At 39.9% G+C, this 20392-nt stretch carries 17 protein-coding genes; 2 read left to right on the plus strand and 15 right to left on the minus strand.

Features of this window, described 5'->3' with window-relative positions; translation table 11 throughout:
- Window positions 1-9: 9 nt before the first annotated feature.
- The 9 genes from FQT24_RS04775 to FQT24_RS04815 all read right to left on the minus strand — a co-directional run bounded on the left by FQT24_RS04775 (window position 10) and on the right by FQT24_RS04815 (window position 13023).
- The gene (locus FQT24_RS04775) at window positions 10-747 is read right to left on the minus strand and encodes an acyl-[acyl-carrier-protein] thioesterase (RefSeq protein ID WP_124787274.1); all 738 of its coding nucleotides are present in this window, start codon (window positions 745-747) and stop codon (window positions 10-12) included.
- Window positions 748-751: 4 nt separating this feature from the next.
- Window positions 752-1882: a radical SAM family heme chaperone HemW gene (gene hemW / locus FQT24_RS04780; RefSeq protein WP_124787273.1), complete on the minus strand. Its 1131-nt coding sequence runs from the start codon at window positions 1880-1882 to the stop codon at window positions 752-754.
- Between the two features lie 175 nt (window positions 1883-2057).
- The gene (locus FQT24_RS04785; RefSeq protein ID WP_143952345.1) at window positions 2058-8996 is read right to left on the minus strand and encodes a YPDG domain-containing protein; all 6939 of its coding nucleotides are present in this window, start codon (window positions 8994-8996) and stop codon (window positions 2058-2060) included.
- A 357-nt stretch (window positions 8997-9353) separates the two neighbouring features.
- A complete protein-coding gene (locus tag FQT24_RS04790; RefSeq protein ID WP_125411286.1) occupies window positions 9354-9743 on the minus strand; it encodes a YtxH domain-containing protein in 390 nt (129 codons plus the stop codon).
- A gap of 15 nt (window positions 9744-9758) precedes the next feature.
- Window positions 9759-10142, minus strand: a complete 384-nt coding sequence (locus tag FQT24_RS04795; RefSeq protein WP_000895040.1) for a DUF948 domain-containing protein — start codon at window positions 10140-10142, stop codon at window positions 9759-9761.
- Entirely contained in the window at window positions 10143-10931 is a 789-nt protein-coding gene (lgt, locus tag FQT24_RS04800) for a prolipoprotein diacylglyceryl transferase (RefSeq protein WP_084927363.1), read from the minus strand.
- The gene (hprK, locus tag FQT24_RS04805) at window positions 10924-11859 is read right to left on the minus strand and encodes an HPr(Ser) kinase/phosphatase (RefSeq protein WP_185952582.1); all 936 of its coding nucleotides are present in this window, start codon (window positions 11857-11859) and stop codon (window positions 10924-10926) included. Before hprK ends, lgt begins: the two co-directional genes overlap by 8 nt.
- 129 nt (window positions 11860-11988) lie before the next feature.
- The gene (gene rpsU, locus FQT24_RS04810; protein WP_000048054.1) at window positions 11989-12165 is read right to left on the minus strand and encodes a 30S ribosomal protein S21; all 177 of its coding nucleotides are present in this window, start codon (window positions 12163-12165) and stop codon (window positions 11989-11991) included.
- A gap of 150 nt (window positions 12166-12315) precedes the next feature.
- Window positions 12316-13023: a glucosamine-6-phosphate deaminase gene (locus FQT24_RS04815; RefSeq protein WP_125411285.1), complete on the minus strand. Its 708-nt coding sequence runs from the start codon at window positions 13021-13023 to the stop codon at window positions 12316-12318.
- 150 nt (window positions 13024-13173) lie between these two features.
- Between FQT24_RS04815 and queA the strand changes: the two genes are divergently transcribed.
- Window positions 13174-14202: a tRNA preQ1(34) S-adenosylmethionine ribosyltransferase-isomerase QueA gene (queA, locus tag FQT24_RS04820; protein WP_125411284.1), complete on the plus strand. Its 1029-nt coding sequence runs from the start codon at window positions 13174-13176 to the stop codon at window positions 14200-14202.
- Window positions 14203-14279: 77 nt separating this feature from the next.
- Here the strand turns inward: queA and FQT24_RS04825 are convergent, their stop codons facing one another.
- The 5 genes from FQT24_RS04825 to FQT24_RS04850 form a co-directional block, all read right to left on the minus strand.
- Window positions 14280-15140, minus strand: coding sequence for a YihY/virulence factor BrkB family protein (locus FQT24_RS04825; RefSeq protein WP_143952347.1), 861 nt, complete (start codon window positions 15138-15140; stop codon window positions 14280-14282).
- A 133-nt stretch (window positions 15141-15273) separates the two neighbouring features.
- Complete coding sequence (locus FQT24_RS04835) at window positions 15274-17328, minus strand: cation:proton antiporter (RefSeq protein WP_143952348.1); 2055 nt, start codon at window positions 17326-17328, stop codon at window positions 15274-15276.
- An 11-nt stretch (window positions 17329-17339) separates the two neighbouring features.
- Entirely contained in the window at window positions 17340-17594 is a 255-nt protein-coding gene (locus tag FQT24_RS04840) for a hypothetical protein (protein WP_143952349.1), read from the minus strand.
- Window positions 17587-18144, minus strand: a complete 558-nt coding sequence (locus tag FQT24_RS04845; RefSeq protein WP_033679920.1) for a tRNA 5-(aminomethyl)-2-thiouridylate-methyltransferase MnmM — start codon at window positions 18142-18144, stop codon at window positions 17587-17589. The genes FQT24_RS04840 and FQT24_RS04845 overlap by 8 nt, the downstream gene beginning before the upstream one ends.
- On the minus strand, window positions 18128-19084 hold the full coding sequence (locus FQT24_RS04850; protein WP_143952350.1) for a tRNA modification radical SAM protein MnmL/YtqA: 957 nt from the start codon (window positions 19082-19084) through the stop codon (window positions 18128-18130). The genes FQT24_RS04845 and FQT24_RS04850 overlap by 17 nt, the downstream gene beginning before the upstream one ends.
- 91 nt (window positions 19085-19175) lie before the next feature.
- Here FQT24_RS04850 and FQT24_RS04855 point away from each other — a divergent pair, with 91 nt between their 5' ends.
- Window positions 19176-19535, plus strand: coding sequence for a DUF3397 domain-containing protein (locus FQT24_RS04855; protein WP_143952351.1), 360 nt, complete (start codon window positions 19176-19178; stop codon window positions 19533-19535).
- Window positions 19536-19610: 75 nt separating this feature from the next.
- Here FQT24_RS04855 and FQT24_RS04860 read toward each other — a convergent pair whose 3' ends face one another.
- Window positions 19611-19922, minus strand: coding sequence for a hypothetical protein (locus FQT24_RS04860; protein WP_143952352.1), 312 nt, complete (start codon window positions 19920-19922; stop codon window positions 19611-19613).
- Window positions 19923-20392 lie beyond the last annotated feature (470 nt).

The raw sequence follows: 20392 nt of genomic DNA on the forward strand, positions 1-20392 counted from the left end.
TATTTCTTCCTAATCCTTTTTTATTTCTTGCCAAGTGATGATAGCTTGGGCATTGGTAGCCCCGTCGCTTGTGATCTCATGCTTGCTTTCCAGTCCAGTCCGTTCAACAGCCGATGTAATCACCCCACCTGGTCGAACTTCCTTGACATACTTGAGATTGATTTTCTTGGGAATATATTGGGTCAAAAAATCCGCTCCCATGACCTCAAAAATCCAATCCAGATACTTACTGTTATTGACATGACCATTCATATCCAAGTCGTAAAAACGAACATGGTAATCCTTGCTGACTGGCTCGTTCAAGGACTCATACTTTGGTCCACGGATGAGCTTTTTATCAAAATCAGACTGGTAAGGAGCCACAATCTCAGGTTCGACAGCATGGACTTTTCGACTATCTCGGTCCATGAGAACAAAGGTCGCCATCATGTGAATGAGCTCCTGCCCCGCTTCATCATAAATGGTAAAGCGACGGTAGCAAAAAAGTCGATTATAGCTCAGGGCTTCCGTTTCGATAGTGATTTCCTCTGCAAAACGAGGCAAACGAACCACCTCAATATCATAATCTGTGATAATCCAGACCAGATTATGCTCTTCCAAAATAGTCTTATCACTAACCCCCAACTCAATAGACTGCATCCCTGAAACTTGCAGGGATAGCAAAATCACATCTGGAAGCTTGATATGACCGTTCATATCAGCCATATCAAAAGGAATTTTCATATTCATTTGATAAGTTAAGCCCATCATCCTACTCCAAAATAAATCGTTCTGCTACAGTGTCTCCTAAAAAGAGACCTCTTTTTGTCATGCGCACGCGATCACCGTCTATTTGCATGAGACCTTGTTGAACCAAATCTCTGACAATTTCTCCATAAAGTCCATCGAAGGACCGTCCAAATTTTTCCTCAAATCGCGCCATGGAGACTCCTGATTTCTTGCGGAGGCCCAAGAACATTTCTTCTTCCATCTGCTCCTTTTGACTCAAGTGCTCTTCTGTGATGCGAGCATTACCTTCCTCAACAGCACTGAGATAATGACGAATCGGACCATGATTTTTATAGCGGACACCATTGACATAACCAGATGCCCCAGCACCGATGCCATAGTATTCAGCGTTGTCCCAGTACATGAGATTGTGGCGACTTTCAAAACCAGGCTTGGAGAAATTAGAAATCTCATAATGCTCAAAACCAACTCGCTCAAGCTCTACGATGATATACTCAAACATCTCAGCTTCCAGTTCCTCCTTAGGCAGAGGCAATTTCCCTCGTCGCATTCGGTTCATAAAGACCGTATGATTTTCTAAAATCAAGCTATACAGACTCATATGGGGAATATCCAGCCCAATGGCCTTAGCCACATTGTCCTTGACCTGCTCCATGGTCTGACCTGGCAGTGCATAAATCAAATCGATGGAGATATTGTCAAAACCAGCCAGTTTTAGACGGTCGATATTTTCATAAATATCCTTCTCCAAATGACTGCGCCCAATCTTTTTCAACATCTTGTCATCAAAGGTCTGCACACCTAGAGAGACACGATTGACAGCCGAGTTCTTCAAAACGGCTATCTTATCCGCATCCAAGTCACCTGGATTGGCTTCAATGGTCAACTCTTCTAAGGCAGACAAGTCCAAGTTTTTAGTCAAGCCATCCAATAAAACCTCCAGTTGAGAAGCTGACAAAGCTGTCGGTGTGCCACCACCGATATAGAGGGTTCTCAACTTTTGAATATCATAAGATTGAAACTCTTCTAACAGATGTTCCAAATAACTATCTACCGGCTGATTCTTGATAAAAACTTTTGAAAAGTCACAATAATAACAAATCTGGGTACAAAACGGGATGTGCACATAGGCTGACGTTGGTTTTTTCTGCATAGTAATTATTATACCACAAAAGCGAACAATACTTAGAATTCCGTTTAACAAAATTCTAGCATTGTTCGCTTTTTTTATCTAATCATTCTTTGTAGTTTATGGATAAAGCAACTCTCAGAATCAATCTAGTTTGTTGTTAAAATACAAAAGGATGAATGTTCATTTGACTAAATTTTTAGTCTTCTTTTTTCTTTCCAAGAGCAAGTCCGAGACCACCTAGCATACCAAGAAGTCCTAGAGATGCAAGAGTCGCATTTGATTCTGTTCCTGTATTTGGCAATACATTTTGAGAATCATTTGATTTAGCTCCATTATCATTAGTATTCTTAGTATCTACCTGATCTGCATTCGGAGTTAGAGTTTCTGGTGTTACCTTAGCTGGAGTTTCTACTGGAACTTCCACAGCTGGTTTACCTGGTTCAGTAATCTTACCTGTACCTGGAACTTTACCGTCTGGTAATTCGCTGTTTGGTACTTTACCTTTACCGTCTTCACCGATTGTAACAGTGATTGGGTTACCATCTTTACCTGGGATTTCTACCTTAGTTCCTGGTGGGTATGTTGAGCCATCTGGTTTCTTAGGTGTTACTGTAACATCACCTGTCTTAGGATCTTGTTCAACATCTACTGTTGGTGTCTTACGAGCTGGTGTTGTTACATCCACTGGTTGTGATGGTTTCTTGTTCGGTTCTGTTACTGTTCCTGTACCTGGGACATCTGTCTTAGGAAGATTGTCATTTGGTACTTCACCTGAACCATTGTCGCCAATTGTTACTGTGATTGTGTTTCCATCTTCACCTGGAATTTCTACCTTAGTTCCTGGTGGATATGTTGAGCCATCTGGTTTCTTAGGCGTTACAATCGCATTTCCATTTGGTTGTTGAGTAATTTCAATCTTGCCTGGCTTTTCAGTGACTGGTGTTTCTGGTGTTACCTTAGCCGGAGTTTCTACTGGAACTTCCACAGCTGGTTTACCTGGTTCAGTAATCTTACCTGTACCTGGAACTTTACCGTCTGGTAATTCGCTGTTTGGTACTTTACCTTTTCCGTCTTCACCGATTGTAACAGTGATTGGGTTACCATCTTTACCTGGGATTTCTACCTTAGTTCCTGGTGGATATGTTGAGCCATCTGGTTTCTTAGGTGTTACTGTAACGTCACCTGTCTTAGGATCTTGTTCAACATCTACTGTTGGTGTCTTACGAGCTGGTGTTGTTACATCCACTGGTTGTGATGGTTTCTTGTTCGGTTCGGTTACTGTTCCTGTACCTGGGACATCTTTCTTAGGAAGATTGTCATTTGGTACTTCACCTGAACCATTGTCGCCAATTGTTACTGTGATTGTGTTTCCATCTTCACCTGGAATTTCTACCTTAGTTCCTGGTGGATATGTTGAGCCATCTGGTTTCTTAGGCGTTACAATCGCATTTCCATTTGGTTGTTGAGTAATTTCAATCTTGCCTGGCTTTTCAGTGACTGGTGTTTCTGGTGTTACCTTAGCCGGAGTTTCTACTGGAACTTCCACAGCTGGTTTACCTGGTTCAATAATCTTACCTGTACCTGGAACTTTACCGTCTGGTAATTCGCTGTTTGGTACTTTACCTTTTCCGTCTTCACCGATTGTAACAGTGATTGGGTTACCATCTTTACCTGGGATTTCTACCTTAGTTCCTGGTGGATATGTTGAGCCATCTGGTTTCTTAGGTGTTACTGTAACGTCACCTGTCTTAGGATCTTGTTCAACATCTACTGTTGGTGTCTTACGAGCTGGTGTTGTTACATCCACTGGTTGTGATGGTTTCTTGTTCGGTTCGGTTACTGTTCCTGTACCTGGGACATCTTTCTTAGGAAGGTTGTCATTTGGTACTTCACCTGATCCATTGTCGCCAATTGTTACTGTGATTGTGTTTCCATCTTCACCTGGAATTTCTACCTTAGTTCCTGGTGGATATGTTGAGCCATCTGGTTTCTTAGGCGTTACAATCGCATTTCCATTTGGTTGTTGAGTAATTTCAATCTTACCTGGCTTTTCAGTTACTGGTGTTTCTGGTGTTACCTTAGCTGGAGTTTCTACTGGAACTTCCACAGCTGGTTTACCTGGTTCAGTAATCTTACCTGTACCTGGAACTTTACCGTCTGGTAATTCGCTGTTTGGTACTTTACCTTTACCGTCTTCACCGATTGTAACAGTGATTGGGTTACCATCTTTACCTGGGATTTCTACCTTAGTTCCTGGTGGGTATGTTGAGCCATCTGGTTTCTTAGGTGTTACTGTAACGTCACCTGTCTTAGGATCTTGTTCAACATCTACTGTTGGTGTCTTACGAGCTGGTGTTGTTACTGTTACAGTTACTGGTACTTCCTCTTCTGATCCATCTGGATATCTTACGAGAACTTTGCCTGTTACTTTATCCCCTGGATTCTTATCTGATGGAATGGTTACTGTTACTTTTCCTGTAGTTTTATCTACTGTGATGATTCCTGGTGTGCCACTTGTGTAAGTTGTTCCTGTTGGGATTTTCTTACCGTTTGCTTCACTTACTGGAATCTCTACTGATTCTCCTGGTTTACCACTTCCGTCATTGTACTTCGGTGTGTAATCATCTTTATCACGGTTGACTACTGTTACAGTGACTGGGACTTCCTCTTCTGATCCATCTGGATATCTTACGAGAACTTTGCCTGTTACTTTATCACCTGGATTCTTATCTGATGGAATGGTTACTGTTACTTTTCCTGTAGTTTTATCTACTGTGATGATTCCTGGTGTACCACTTGTGTAAGTTGTTCCTGTTGGGATTTTCTTACCGTTTGCTTCACTTACTGGAATCTCTACTGATGAGCCTGGTTTACCACTTCCGTCATTGTACTTCGGTGTGTAATCATCTTTATCACGGTTGACTACTGTTACAGTGACTGGGACTTCCTCTTCTGATCCATCTGGATATCTTACGAGAACTTTGCCTGTTACTTTATCCCCTGGATTCTTATCTGATGGAATGGTTACCGTTACTTTGCCTGTAGTTTTATCTACTGTGATGATTCCTGGTGTGCCACTTGTGTAAGTTGTTCCTGTTGGGATTTTCTTACCGTTTGCTTCACTTACTGGAATCTCTACTGATGAGCCTGGTTTACCACTTCCGTCATTGTACTTCGGTGTGTAATCATCTTTATCACGGTTGACTACTGTTACAGTGACTGGGACTTCCTCTTCTGATCCATCTGGATATCTTACGAGAACTTTGCCTGTTACTTTATCACCTGGATTCTTATCTGATGGAATGGTTACTGTTACTTTTCCTGTAGTTTTATCTACTGTGATGATTCCTGGTGTGCCACTTGTGTAAGTTGTTCCTGTTGGGATTTTCTTACCGTTTGCTTCACTTACTGGAATCTCTACTGATTCTCCTGGTTTACCACTTCCGTCATTGTACTTCGGTGTGTAATCATCTTTATTTGGACGTCCTACGACTACTGGAACATTTACTGTATCATGTGAACCATCTGGGTATGTGACTTTCACTACCGCATTTCCGACATTACCTGATGTATTTGTTGACGGTTTACTTTGTACCGTTAAAGTTCCTGGAGCAAAGTTTTGTACTTTAGCCTTCACTTCATCATCCGTAATGTTATGGTTATACGGAACTGTTAAGGTTTCTCCTGTTGGGTTGTGAGCGTCCGCTTGGCTTCGTACTGTAATTCTAATTTGTTTTGTAGTTAAACGATTGTTTTTATCGTACGCCTTAATTGTTACAGTATAATAACCTACTCCTGCTGTTGGTGTTCCTGTAATTTGGTTGTTCGCATATCTTAATCCTGCTGGTAAATTAGTTACTTCAATCGGATTATTATCGCGCATTCCTACTCCACCTGTATTATCTACAGCTGTTACTGGAATTGGCGTAATAGATTCATTTTTCGTTACTGTTGCGCTTTCCGCTGTAATTGTTGGTCCTGTTACGTCGGTTACTGTAACTGGTACATTTACATTGTCAAATGTTCCATCTGGGTATGTGACTTTCACTACCGCATTTCCTGCGTTTCCTGCATTCGCTGTTGATGGTCTACTTACAATTGATAAAGTTCCTGGGCCTGCATTACTTACTTTTGCTTTTAATTCCGCATCTGTAATGGTATGGTTTTGATTTACAGTTAATCCTGCTCCTGTTGGATTGTGAGCGTCCGCTTGGCTCCGTACTGTAATTGTGATTGTTTTTGTAGCCATATTCCCATTTTTGTCATAGGCTTTAATGGTTACTGTACTATTTCCAGGCGCTCCAGTCGGTGTTCCTGTAATTCGATTATTCGCATATGTTAATCCTGATGGTAATCCTGTTACTTCGATCGGATTATTATCGCGCATTCCAACTCCACCTGTATTATCTACAGCTGTTACAGAAATTGGAGTGATTTGTTCACGGCTTGTTACTGTAGCATTACCTGCTGTGATTGTTGGTGGTATATTGTCACGTTTAGTTACAGTAAAAGTAAAGCTCACTGGTGCCGCTCTGTGATTAGCATTATCCGTAGCATTAAAAGTAATTGTATTAGTCTTACCAACATCTTCTGCCGTTGTTGTAATCGTAATAGTTCTTATTTTTTCAGTATCAGTGTCTGTTGGTGAAGTTACAGATGCTTTCCCTGAAAAGACCCTAGTACCGTATTTTGTTAGAAAATCATTAGCATCAAGATTAACATGTTTATTATCTCTTGCTGTTACTGTAAAGGTTACATTTTGTCCTTCAACTACTGTTTGATTAGCTGGTGTAATAGCTAATGTTGGAGCTTGTGTGTCTGGTGCTTCTGTTGGTGTAACTGGATCACTTTTCTCAGAAACTACAACTCCGCCATTGTCAACCGTTGTTTCAGCTTTAAGAGGATTTCCTGGTAAAGCTCCGGACACTGTAATTCTTGCAGTTGTCCCATTTGATGTCCCTTGTCCAATTACACGATCTCCATCATATAATTTTACAACAGATCCATTTTTAACCCCGCTGCCTACATTAACTTCTATTGTTTGATTTGTTAAGCCTTTTTTGTTCACTACGCTCGTTGTAATCGTCGGTTTTTTAGGGTTAACCGTAAAGTGAACTTTTCCATCTGATCCTGAATTTGCATCTTTTGATGTAGAGCCATCTTGGTATCTTGCAATTGCTGTATAAGTAAACTTACCAGCATTTGCTGTACTTGGAGAATTATTTCCTTCCCAACTCCAGCTCATTCCAGCAGGGAAATCTCCACTGCCCTTACGCGTAATATATTTATCCGCTACAGGATTACCAGTGTTTGGAATGGTGTCTCCTACAACTTTTGTATGTCTGCTACCTTGGATAGGATATAGTTTTGCTTGTTTTTCTCTTAAGGTTGGTTGTACTGGTTGGTCTGGATAATCTGTATATTTTGGTTCACTTGCATCTTTTCCTGAAATGAATGTATATGCTTGGTTTGTAGTAAGTCCAAATGTACCAACAACTGCTAATGCAAAGGCCTCTCTTACCTGATCATCTGTTACTCCAGCTTTTAGCTTAGCTTTCACTTGCATGTGAATCGCAGAATCTCTATCCTCTGTTTTAACCCCAAAACCATAAGAGTATCGATTAAATTTGCTTTCCGTTCTTGTTACCGCATGAATTAAAAGTGGATCATTGCTATTCCCCTTAAAAGTATCACGCATATCTCGATTATATTCACCGTTATGTCTAATATCTAAAGCATTGAAATACGTTAATTTTCTCCAACCTGAACCATAATCAGTTGAATTATTTAAGAAATTAACATTATGAGTAGCAGTTCTAGTAAAGTTTTCTGGATTTTGAGAAAGCGTTCCAGAGTTACCATTTCTCGTATAAGTTTCAAATTTTAAATCTCTTAAAGTATTACCTTTATAAAGACCCTCGCTTGTTAAATCTAAAATTTGAGGTGGTAAAATTAATCGATAGATTTGATATCTACTTAGGTGCGCCATTGAGGCACCATCATTATTGAAGAAAACATCATAAACTACATAACGTTCTCCATCGATTGTTGTCGTTTTAGCGAACATATCTACTTTTTTTTCGGTATATTCTCTTAATCCATTTCTAACGACTCTGCTTCCATCACTCGCACGGTGACGTTGATAAATCAATAAGTTGTCACTTGAATCCCATCTTGAAGAAATTGAAGCCGCTCTTACATTTGTTCCTTCTTCAATTTTATTTCCGTTACGTGGGTCATTCTTACCTGAAGTTAGACGCAAAGTCGCTATCTTGACAGAATTAAATGTTCTTTTTACACGCTGATTCAAATCCTCAAGTTCATTAGATGTTACCCTAGTATTTGTCAATAACCCTTGAGCAAGTGAGAGAACTTCATTGGCTTTTTCCAACACTTCTTTAGTTGTTTCATTTTCAGGCAAATCAAGAAGCGCAGCTTGTAATTGATCAGTAGATAATTTTAAAGATTCTTTTTTCTCTGTTGTGCTTTTATCAGCTTCCTTGTTTTGAGAAGTAGATTTATCAGCTTCACTTAGTTCAGAAGTGATTTTATTATCTTTGATTTCAGTCTTATTTTCAGTTGCAGTTTCTTGAACCTTGTTTGATTCTTTAGTAGCATTTGATAAGACAGTTAAGTCACTTTCTAAAAGGGAAAGTAGTTCATCTACATCCTTCTGTGTTGCAGTATCACTATCTAGTAGGGCTTGTCCTTTTTGAACTCTGTCCTTAATCGGAGAAATAACTGACTTGTCAAGATCTGATTTCGATGAAAGAGTAGTCTTTAACTCTTCAACTACTTTTTTTAATTTCGCTTTATCAACCACTTTGACAACGTTTTCATTTTTGGTTGTCGTCTTCTTCTCCAAAGGATTCTGTGCAGCTTCTACTTTGATAGCAGTAGGTTGTTGAATCTCTGCGAGTGATTTATTCTTCTCTTTTTGATTATGCACATCTGTGGTATTTTGTGAGTTGTTTTCAATCACACTATCCGCACTAGCAACACGCGCACCCAAAAACATCAGTGCTGCAACAGCCACTGACGCCGCACCAAAACTATATTTACGAATAGAGAAGCGTAGAACCTTTTCACGTTGGTGACGCTTTACTCTACTTAGTGAATTCGATTTGTTTTCCATTTTTCCTCCTTATGTCAAAACACAAAATCAAATTAAAAAGCAATTTTTATAGCTAATCCCAAGTAGGAATATAACCATAAAAAATCACTATGATGAGCATTTTACACATCACAGCTATTACAGCTATTACAGCTATTACAGCTATTACAGCTATTACAGCTCGATTATACCACAATCAACATATTTAAATATAATATTATAAACATATTAAAATATTATATAACAAAAACAAATCTATTCATAGAAAAAGTATACTAATTTCTTTTTAATCGTTTTATCCACATAAAAAACCTATAAGCTCTATAGAGATATAATCCACTAGAGAGTTTATAGGATCTAGAATAGTTACTATTTATTTTATTCTTCTGTTATGTCAATAACAATCTCTTCTGATTCATCAAAAATTTCGGCCTTTTCTTGCCATTGCTCTTTTAGATTATTGAATCGATCTTTTGATGCTTCTGTCGCTTGACGAGCACATGATTTGACTTGAGCAAGGACGCTGTCCACAGTGATTTCACCTGACTCAACCTGTCCTTTGGTTTTAAGAACAAAATCTGTAGCCTGCTCCTTAACTTCTGTCAGTTTTTCACAGACCTGCTCCTTGGCATACTCAGGATCTTCTCTCAAATCATCTAGAAAATCTTGAGCCTGACTGCAAACTTGTTTGCCCTTGTCGCTTGTTAAAAACAAGGCAAGAGCTGCACCTGAAACGGTTCCTAAAAGGATTGAGGATAGTTTACCCATAAGGATTCTCCTTTTTTATTTTTTGAAAAATTTACTTGCAAGACGAAGAGCTGACAAACTTGCACCAGTCTTGAGTGTTTTTGAACCAGCTGATGAAGCTTTCTTGCTCAAGACACGCGCATGATCATTGAGGTCTGAAACAGATAGAGATAAATCTGCAACAGCACTAAAGAGTGGATCAATCGTTGCCACCTTGACATTGATATCATCTGCCAATACATTGACCTTAGCCAGCAATTCATTGGTATGATGCAAGGTCACATCTACATCTGAAGTTAAAGTTTTAATCGTCTTCTCTGTTTCATCAATCACACGTCCAAGCTTTTGTACAGTAATGATTAGATACACTAAAAATACAATCAAAGCAAGGGCTACAAGAATATATGCAACTTCTAACATTTACTTTTCCTCCTCTGTAACATAGTAAGGGGCCTTCTTTCGATTTTGATATAGAATGATAAAAATTCCAAGACCGATAAGGACAACTGATAGCCATTGAGACACTCGAAGTCCAAAGAACATAAGACTATCTGTCCGCATACCTTCGATGACCATACGACCGAAACCATACCAAATCAAGTAGAAAGCAGTGATATGACCTCGTCTAAGACTCTTCCATTTTCGTCTGAATATCAGAATCAAGGCAAAGCCAAGCAGATTCCAAAGAGACTCATAAAGGAAGGTCGGTTGACGGTAGCTCCCCTCAATATACATCTGGTCACGGATAAAGCCAGGTAGATAATCCAGATTATCCACTGCTGCACCATAAGCTTCTTGGTTAAAGAAATTGCCCCAGCGACCCAAACTTTGGGCTATCATGACGCTAGGCGCTGCAATATCTAGAAAATCCCAAGTATTAATGAGTTTACGATCAGCAAAGATATAAAGTACAAGAGCCCCAGTTATCAAACCACCGTAAATGGCCAAACCACCATTCCAAATGGCAAAAATTTCTCCCAAGTTCTGACTATAGTAATCAAAACGGAAAATGACATAGTAGAGACGAGCTCCTAAAATAGCCAGGGGAAAGGCTACTAAGATAAAATCTAAAATATCGTCTGGTATGATCTTCTTTCGAGGCGCTTCTTTCATGGTCAAATAAACTGCAAGAATCAAGCCTGTCACAATACACAAGGCATACCAACGAATAGCTAGAGGACCTAGATGAATAGCAATTGGATCAAGCATTAGGCACCTCGTTTTGAGCAATAAGATTTGTCAAGCGTTCTTCGAACAAACGCGTCGCATCAAAGCCCATTTCCTTAGCACGATAATTCATGGCAGCAGCCTCAATCACGACAGAGATATTTCGACCTGTTTTCACTGGAATGCGGATACGAGGAATGGCTACGCCAGAAATTTCTAATTCCTCTGCATTGTTTCCAAGACGATCAAAGGTTTTATGCGTATCATAATTCTCCAAGTAAACAGCCAGCTGGACTTGTGAAGAATCCTTGACCGCACTCGCACCGTAGAGGCTCATAACATCGATAATCCCAACCCCACGAATTTCAATCAAGTGTTTCAAGATTTCAGCTGGTTCACCCCAAAGAGTTAATTCATCCTTAGAATAAATATCTACCCGATCATCGGCTACCAAGCGGTGACCACGTTTGACAAGCTCCAGACCTGTCTCACTCTTACCGATTCCACTATCACCTTGAATCAAGACACCCATCCCATAAATATCCATCAAAACCCCATGAACACTGGTACGTTCTGCCAAACGAGAATCCAGGTAATTAGATAACTCTCCAGACAAACGACTAGTAGCTGTACGACTAGTTAAGATGGCAATCTTACATTCTCTGGCTGCCTTTAACATTTCTTCTGGAACCACCAAACCAAGAGCAACAATGACTGCTGGTGTCTCAGGTAGAAACATTTTTTTCAAAACTTGGTAACGGTTGTGAGAGGACATTGAAACGAGATAGGACCACTCCTTCATTCCCAAGAGCTGGATTCGCTCTGGCGTGTAGTAGTCAAAATAGCCCGTCATTTCAAGACCAGGTCGCGTAATATCCGCGGTATTGATTTCCTTTTCAAGTAATTCTGGTTCGCCATAGACAATGTCTAGTCTAAGCTTTTCAATCACTTCTTTTACTAAAACCGACATCATTTCCTCCTTCAAATGAGTTCTTCCCTCTATTATATCAAATTGTAGGAGGATATTTCAGATTTTTGCAAGCTTTGGAGTATTTATTTAAAAGAAAAAGACTAGATTTCTCTAGCCTTTCATTTCTAATTAGAATTTTTTACGTTTACGAGCTGCTTCTGATTTACGTTTACGTTTTACAGAAGGTTTTTCATAGAATTCACGTTTGCGTGTTTCTTGAAGAGTACCAGCTTTAGTAACCGCACGTTTGAAACGACGAAGTGCGTCGTCAAGAGATTCATTCTTACGTACTACTGTTTTAGACATTTTTTTCACTCCCTTCAAGTTCAATATCTATTATATTCTACACGTAAAAGGAATAATTGTCAAGAAAAAATGCGGTTTAATTTTGATTTTTTCTGCCATTTATACAAGTCGTGAAAGCATTAAATAGAAAAACTGAAAGAGTTCACTTTTTTATTTTTCAAGTAAACTAAGCGCTTCAGCATCTGCGATGATGGTCACATTCGGGTGATTTTGTAGGCTACTTGCTGGCAAACTCTCAGTCACTGGACCAGACACGGTTCCAGCAATAGCTTCTGCTTTCGACTCACCGTAAGCAAATAGAAGGATAGACTTGGCATCCAAGATATTCTTAATCCCCATTGAAATGGCTTGGGTTGGGACGTCTTCAATCTTGTCAAAGAAACGTGCATTTGCTTCAATAGTAGACTGATCAAGATCTACAAGGTGTGTTTGACTGTCAAATGGAGTACCAGGTTCATTAAATCCGATATGTCCATTGCGACCGATTCCCAAGATTTGGAGGTCAACTGGATGGTCGGCCAAAATTTGGTTGTAGCGTTCAACTTCAGCTTCAGCATTGTCCTTAACCCCACGAGGCAAGAAACTTTCTTTAAATGGTTTTTGGTTAAACAAGTTTTCTTGCATGAAGTAACGATAAGACTGTGGGTTGTCCCCATCAAGCCCTACATACTCATCTAGGTTGACACTGGTTAGATTTGAAAAATCAAGGTCGCTCTCAACAATTTCCTTGTAAAATTCAAGTGGACTGCTTCCTGTTGCAAGTCCTAGGGTTTGAGCGCCGTTGGCCAATTTTTCCTTCAAAATCTCAAAAGCAACTTTTCCACCTTCGATTTGGTTTTCAACTTTAATAACTTTCATCTTTTCATCCTCCGTTTTAATCTATATTTATTATATGGTATAGACCAATTCTTGTCAAGTGAAAACGATTTAATTTCTAAAAAAAGAGCGTCCAAACTTGAAACATGTTATAATGGATAGGATTAGAACTTAGAAAGAATGAACAGATATATGAATACAGCTGATTTTGATTTCCACTTACCCGAGGAATTGATTGCCCAAACGCCTCTTGAAAAACGAGATGCTTCTAAACTCCTCATTGTCAACCGTGAGACGGGAGAAATGCAGGATAAACACTTCCACTCTATTATTGATATGCTGGAACCTGGCGATGCCCTTGTCATGAATGACACCCGCGTTCTCCCTGCCCGCCTCTATGGTCAAAAGGAAGAAACTGGAGGTCATGTGGAACTTCTCCTGCTCAAAAATACTAGTGGAGATGAGTGGGAAGTTCTGGCTAAACCTGCCAAACGCCTCAAGGTCGGGACTCGTGTCAGCTTTGGTGATGGTCGCCTCAGCGCTGTCGTTACGGAAGAATTGACCCACGGTGGTCGTATTGTCCGCTTTGATTACCAAGGAATTTTCCTAGAAGTTTTGGAAAGTCTGGGTGAAATGCCGCTACCACCTTATATCCATGAAAAACTGGATGACCGCGAACGCTATCAAACTGTTTACGCCAAGGAAAGTGGCTCTGCTGCAGCACCTACTGCTGGTCTCCACTTCACCAAAGAACTGCTGGCAGAAATCCAAGCCAAGGGTGTTCATCTAGTCTATCTGACGCTTCATGTCGGGCTCGGAACCTTTAGACCCGTTTCAGTTGACAATCTGGACGAACATGAAATGCACTCAGAATTCTACCAACTTTCTGAAGAAGCAGCTACCACTCTTCGCTCTGTTAAAGAAAACGGTGGTCGTGTCATCGCTGTCGGAACTACTTCTATCCGCACCTTGGAGACTATTGGTTCCAAGTTTGATGGGCAAATCCAAGCAGATTCTGGCTGGACCAATATCTTTATCAAACCTGGGTATGAATGGAAGGTCGTAGATGCCTTCTCAACCAACTTCCATCTGCCAAAATCAACTCTGGTCATGTTAGTTTCTGCCTTTGCAGGTCGCGAATTAGTCTTAGATGCCTACCACCATGCCATCCAAGAACACTACCGCTTCTTTAGTTTTGGCGATGCCATGTTTATCTATTAATTTTCACAATCAAAAAAAGCGCATATTATCTGGCATTATAAAACCTTGATAGTATGCGTTTTGTAATATATAAAGAGTTAATTTATTCTAAAACTCGGATCTTTCAAACTCTGAACACTGGCATTGATCACTGCGCCGACAATTAAAATCTTAGCGATGAGAATAAACCAGAACATCATGACTACCACGACGATGGAACTGAAAAAACGCACATCCACTAGGTGATTGACATAATTGTTAATATAGACTGAAAAGATATTGAGCAGTAAGACCAGGGTAAACAAGACAAAGGCACTACCTGGCAATACATGTCGAATCCGTCGGACCTTAACATTGGGCAGGAAATAATAAAACATGACCAAGATTGCAAAAATCAAGGCATAGACCAAGGGGCCTGTCAGTTCTTGCATATAATCAAAGAGAGGACTATCCGATTTCCAGTAGCTTTTGATAAGGTTGAGGAGCATGCGGCCAAAGACACTGAGAAAGAGAGCTAAGGCAAAAAGGATTTGCAAGCCAAAACTGACTAGTAAACTCATCAATTGCTGGTAAATTAAACCTCTACTCTTAGCTACTCCATAGGCCTTATTAAAAGCTTTTTGGAGGTAATTCATGGATTTTGAAAAAGTCCATAAAGCTGATAAGACCGCAAAACTCAGTAAACCTGTTGATGGCTGAGTCAGAACTTCCATTACAATTTTTGCAACAACATCATAAACCGTATCAGGCAAAAAACTATTAGTCACGTTTAAAAAATTGGAAACTGGAATCTGAAAATAAGGGAGAATATTGACCACCACCAAAAGTAGTGGAAATATCGAGATCAACCAATAGTAGGCTACTGCGACACTGGTCAACTCACTATCTGATGCTTGATAATAATGCAAAAAAGCTTTTAATAAAGGCTTATCTATCAGCTCTTTCCACCACTTCTTCATGTCACACTCCTTCACTTACAATCTTATACTCAATGAAAATCAAAGAGCAAACTAGGAAGCTAGCCGCAAGCTGTACTTGAGTACGGTAAGGCGACGCTGACGTGGTTTGAATTTGATTTTCGAAGAGTATTAACTAATTTCTTCTTACCAATTCCACCATATCATAAGGCAGGGTATTGGCAGCTTCCTTCAAGGAATAGTTCTCTAAGTTATTGACATTTTGTCGTAACTTCTTGGCATACTTGGTCGTAATCAATCGTTTTTCTTCATATTCGAATATCAACTTGCGCTCCAGATAATAGCCTCTCAGCATTTCATCAATATTGTTGGGTTTGACACGATTGATAACCCGTTCGACAAAGGCACCACTGGTGATGATAGCTGTTTCACGGAGACGAGAATCCTGCATGAAGCTGATTAAAGAACTCTTATAAACCCCTTTAAGGTTCTCCAGACTTTCGATAATCATCTCAGTATTTTCTAAATAGAGCTCTGCAATTTGGTCATAGTCAAGGGCTCTGAGTTTCTGTGATTCTTCATTTCTCCAACTGCGAAAAGTCTTGCCTAAGGTAAAGACTTCGTGAAGGAGAAAACGTAAAATCCGCAAGGAAACAAGGAAATAATAGGTCAATCGTGAAGCAAACTTGCGATTGATACTTTGTTCCATGTTTTTCAGATAACGTTGGTAGACTCGATAGGCACGCTCACTCATCTTGCCTTCTTCGTAGGCCTGTTCCAAACCATCACTTTCAATACTGAGGATGAGAAGTTTCAAGGTCTCCCAGTCTTCTTGAGCCCCCTTATTTTCTTGACTCAAGATAAGATTTTCTATTCGTCCATGGTAATTGTCAATGGCTGCATAGAGAGGGAGCTTATTCTTATGAGTTTCAAGTTCCTTTTCTAACTCCGAAGTAACCTCATTCAAAATGGCGATATGCATGAGATAATCCTTGCTTTCTTCCTGTTCATCAGAAAGATGAGGCAAGACCAAGAGACCTGTTAAAAAGCTGACAAGCGTCACCCCTGCGACAAGGAAAAGTAAGAGAGGATATTCCTGTTCTAGATTACTTGGTATCAGAAGAATTGTAGCAATAGACACGGTTCCCTTAACACCTGAAAAGGTCAAAAGAAGCATGTCCTTCATATACTTATTTAGCTTTTTCTTGAGACGTCTAGTCCTATAGGCATAATAGCCATAAATCATGACAAAACGAATAGCAAAGAGGACAAAGGTAAGGGCTATAATAGATACCAATAAAAGTAAGGGATTATAGATTGGATTGGTCAAGATAGGTTCTGCTATCATTTCCAGCTCCATCCCTAAAATCACAAAGACAGAACCGTTGAGCATAAAATTCACTGTATGCCAAACCGTCTCGGTCACCGTATCCACTTGGGCTTCGAGGAGCGTAATTTTCTTAAAACGGCTTGCCTTTAGAATCCCAGCAACTACAACGGCAATAATTCCTGAAACGTGTACTTCTTCTGCTAGGAAGAAGGTTATCAAGGGCAAACTCAATTCCAGAAGGAGCTCACTAGCAATATCTGTTGCTCTCACACTTAGCAAGAAACTATGGAGGAAACGGTTGGTCATGGCTGTTAAAAAGCCAATCAAAAAACCGCCTAGTATTGAAAAGATGAGCGAACTACTCGCTTGCCCAAGGGAAAAGGCCCCAGTTGTCCAAGCTGTCAAAGCTACCTGAAAGGCAACCAAACCTGATGCATCATTCAAGAGTCCTTCACCCTTAAGGATATTGGACACACGCTTAGGAAAGCTAAAACGCTCCGAAAGAGAAGCAAAAGCCACCAAGTCCGTAGGCCCAAGGGCTGCCCCAACAGCCAAACAAGCTGCCAAGGGAAGGCTGAGCCAAAGAAGATGGGCCAAGCCACCCAAACTCAGGGTCGAGATGAAAATCACTGGAAATATGAGATAAATAATGATTCGCCAGTGTTTTAAAATAGCTGTAATGTCCGCTTCTTCCGACTCTCGAAAAAGCAAGGGCCCAATAACCAGTGCCAAAAACAACTCCGTATTGAGGTGAAAGTCGGTATTGGGTAAAAAAAGACCAATCACGATTCCCAAAAGAATCTGCACCAAAGGGAGAGGCAAAAAGGGCAGGAGCTTATTGGTTGTACTCGAGACAATCAAGACCAGTAAAAATAGGATGAGGTAAATCAGTAATTCCACGCACGACCTCCTTAATCTTTTTTACAACAGAATTCAAATATCTCCTTCTGCTCTCTGATTTTTTGGTCAATCTTGGAACAATCCTTGTGCTCAATTTTTCTCTGGCACCGTTCCATTTCAAGAGCAACTAATTTTTTCTTGATTTTAAGCATTTTTTTGCTCATATGCGCTTGGTCTAACACACCTACTGCTCGTTCGTGGTGGGTTGATTCAACAAAATTCTGGCGCATGGCATCCAGCTTTTCACGTAGGTATTGTTTATCCATGTCTATATCTCTCTAATTTTTCAATAATTACTAAAAATGGTGGGTTGTTAACTTGGTTTAAAGTTCGGTAAATAGCAGCTGTGTACTCTTGTTGGTTCAACTGGCTGACAAAATCCAAGACAGCATCCCTCTCGAGGTCGCCTCCTTCATGACCATAATAGATCATGATAGCAATCCGTCCACCTTTGACAAGCAAATGACACAGCTTTTCTAATGCTTCAATCGTTGTCTGAGGTTGGGTGATGACAGACTTATCAGCTGATGGCAAATAGCCCAGATTAAAAATCCCTGCTTTTGCTTCTGTCACAAACTGGTCCAGTGTCTCATGGCCTTGCAAGATTAACTGGGCATTTGTCATTCTAGCCTGGTCCAAACGCTCTTGCGTCTTTTCCAAGGCTTGCTTCTGAATATCAAATGCATAGACTTTCTTAGATAGTTTGGCTAAAAAAAGCGTGTCATGGCCATTTCCCATAGTCGCATCCACTACGATATCGTCCTGAGTTACAACCTCAGCCAAAAAATCATGTGCCATTTCAAGTGGTCTTTTCATTTTCAAACTCCTGTTTTACAGCCTTGCATCCTTGAACACTTCCACGACGTCGCATCTCCATCTCAATACTATTTAGAACTTCCCATTTATTGAGGCTCCACATAGGACCAATCAGCATATCTCTAGGTGCATCTCCTGTGATGCGATGGATGACGATATGCTTGGGAATGATTTCCAGTTGGTCACAGATGACCTTGACATATTCATCCTGACTCATTAGTTGCAAACGTCCCTCGTGGTAATCACGTTGCATACGCGTATTGGTCATCAGGTGAAGCAAGTGCAGTTTAATTCCTTGAATATCGTTATCCGTGACACATCGGCGGACATTTTCAATCATCATCTCATGGGTTTCACCAGGCAAGCCATTAATAAGATGGGAAACAATCTCAATCTTTGGATACTTTCTCAAACGCTTGACCGTTTCCACGTACAACTCATAGGAATGGGCGCGGTTAATCAGGTCAGAGGTTGTTTCATAAGTGGTCTGCAAGCCCAATTCTACCGTCACATGCATGCGTTCCGATAACTCAGCCAAATACTCGATAGTTTCGTCTGGTAAACAGTCTGGTCGCGTTCCGATATTGATTCCGACCACACCTGGCTCATTGATAGCCTGCTCATAGCGCTCTCGGATGACTTCCACCTTTTCATGGGTGTTGGTAAAATTTTGAAAATAAACCAGATACTTCTGAACATCCGGCCACTTACGGTGCATAAAGTCAATTTCCTTATAAAATTGCTCTCGGATAGGCGCATCTGATGCTACGATAGCATCTCCAGAACCTGAAACCGTACAAAAAGTACAGCCTCCATGAGCCACAGTTCCATCACGATTGGGACAGTCAAATCCCGCATCAATAGGGACTTTAAAAGTCTTTTCTCCAAAGAGTTTTCGATAATAATCATTCAAGGTATTATAAGATTTCATAACTTTCATTATAACAAAAATCACCCACAATCTCAAAAGCCTGACTTTCCTATAAATTCCTCTGTTTCTCGTTTCCATTAGCGATTTTTTATGATACAATATGGATATGATTTTAATGAAATTAGCATCTATTTTATTATTGATACTGACCTTAGTCGTTTGCATTATCATAACCAAACTTTTTAGATTAAAAAAACTAGGCCGAAACTTTGCGGATTTGGCTTTTCCAGTCTTGGTATTTGAGTATTACCTGATTACAGCTAAAACCTTTACCCATAATTTCCTCCCTAGACTGGGGCTAGCCCTCTCACTCCTAGCCATTGTTCTCATTTTTTTCTTCCTTTTGAAAAAACGTAGCTTTTACTATCCTAAATTCATCAAATTCTTCTGGCGTGCAGGATTCTTATTAACCCTTGTCATGTATATCGAGATGATTTTTGAGCTTTTAGTTCAAAAATAAAATCTTAAATCAAAAACACCTCAATCAAACTGAAATACAGTGATTGAAGTGTTTTTTTCTTTATATACTTTTTCATCAATTCCTATTTTCTTTATCAGGAAATAGACAGCCAATACCTACACAAGCTAGGACGCCTGCACCAATTACTAGACCACTTGAAATTGGCAACAGGTCCAAAATTACATTTGCGATGATGAAGGCAATAATCAAACACATGAGACTAGCCTTGTAGTCTTTTTTCAAAAGATTCTCTATAGTGAAAAAGAGGAACAGGCCTACCGGAATCAGGGCCCAGAGGTTGACATCCAAACTTGGCCAGCCAACAGAACCAAAATACACTACTGTCACTGCTGCTATTAAAAATACAATCCCCAATAATTTTTTCATTTCTTTATCTCCAATTTCGTTTTTAGAAACTTGAACCATCTGGTATCGACGCCTCACGTCCCTTACACCAATCATTATAGCAGAGGTCAGTTTCAAGAACAAGTTCTTTTGCCTATCTGGTCTCTATATCGGTCTAAGTGGTTGAACAGTTAAAAGAAAGAGGCTGAGGGAAAAACTACCTCCCAAATGAAAAGGAATTAAGCAACCAAACGCTACTTAATTCCTTGAAATTATCTCATCACCTCTATTAGCCTTTAAATTGTGATAGACTCTATTTGCTAATCAATATTTGTCAATATTAACCCTTTCAATCAATTCATTAGTTATCGAAACTAAGTCCATTAATAAAGCCTAAAAGAGTATCAATAGTAAAGTAAACTAAATAATTGAGTTATAAATGGCTATTTTCACAAAACTGTTTCATCATCACGCTATCTCAGTACATAAACCATTTTTTCATCTATAGCTTT

It is taken from the genome of Streptococcus mitis, from assembly GCF_901542415.1.
Lineage (GTDB): Bacteria > Bacillota > Bacilli > Lactobacillales > Streptococcaceae > Streptococcus > Streptococcus mitis_BL.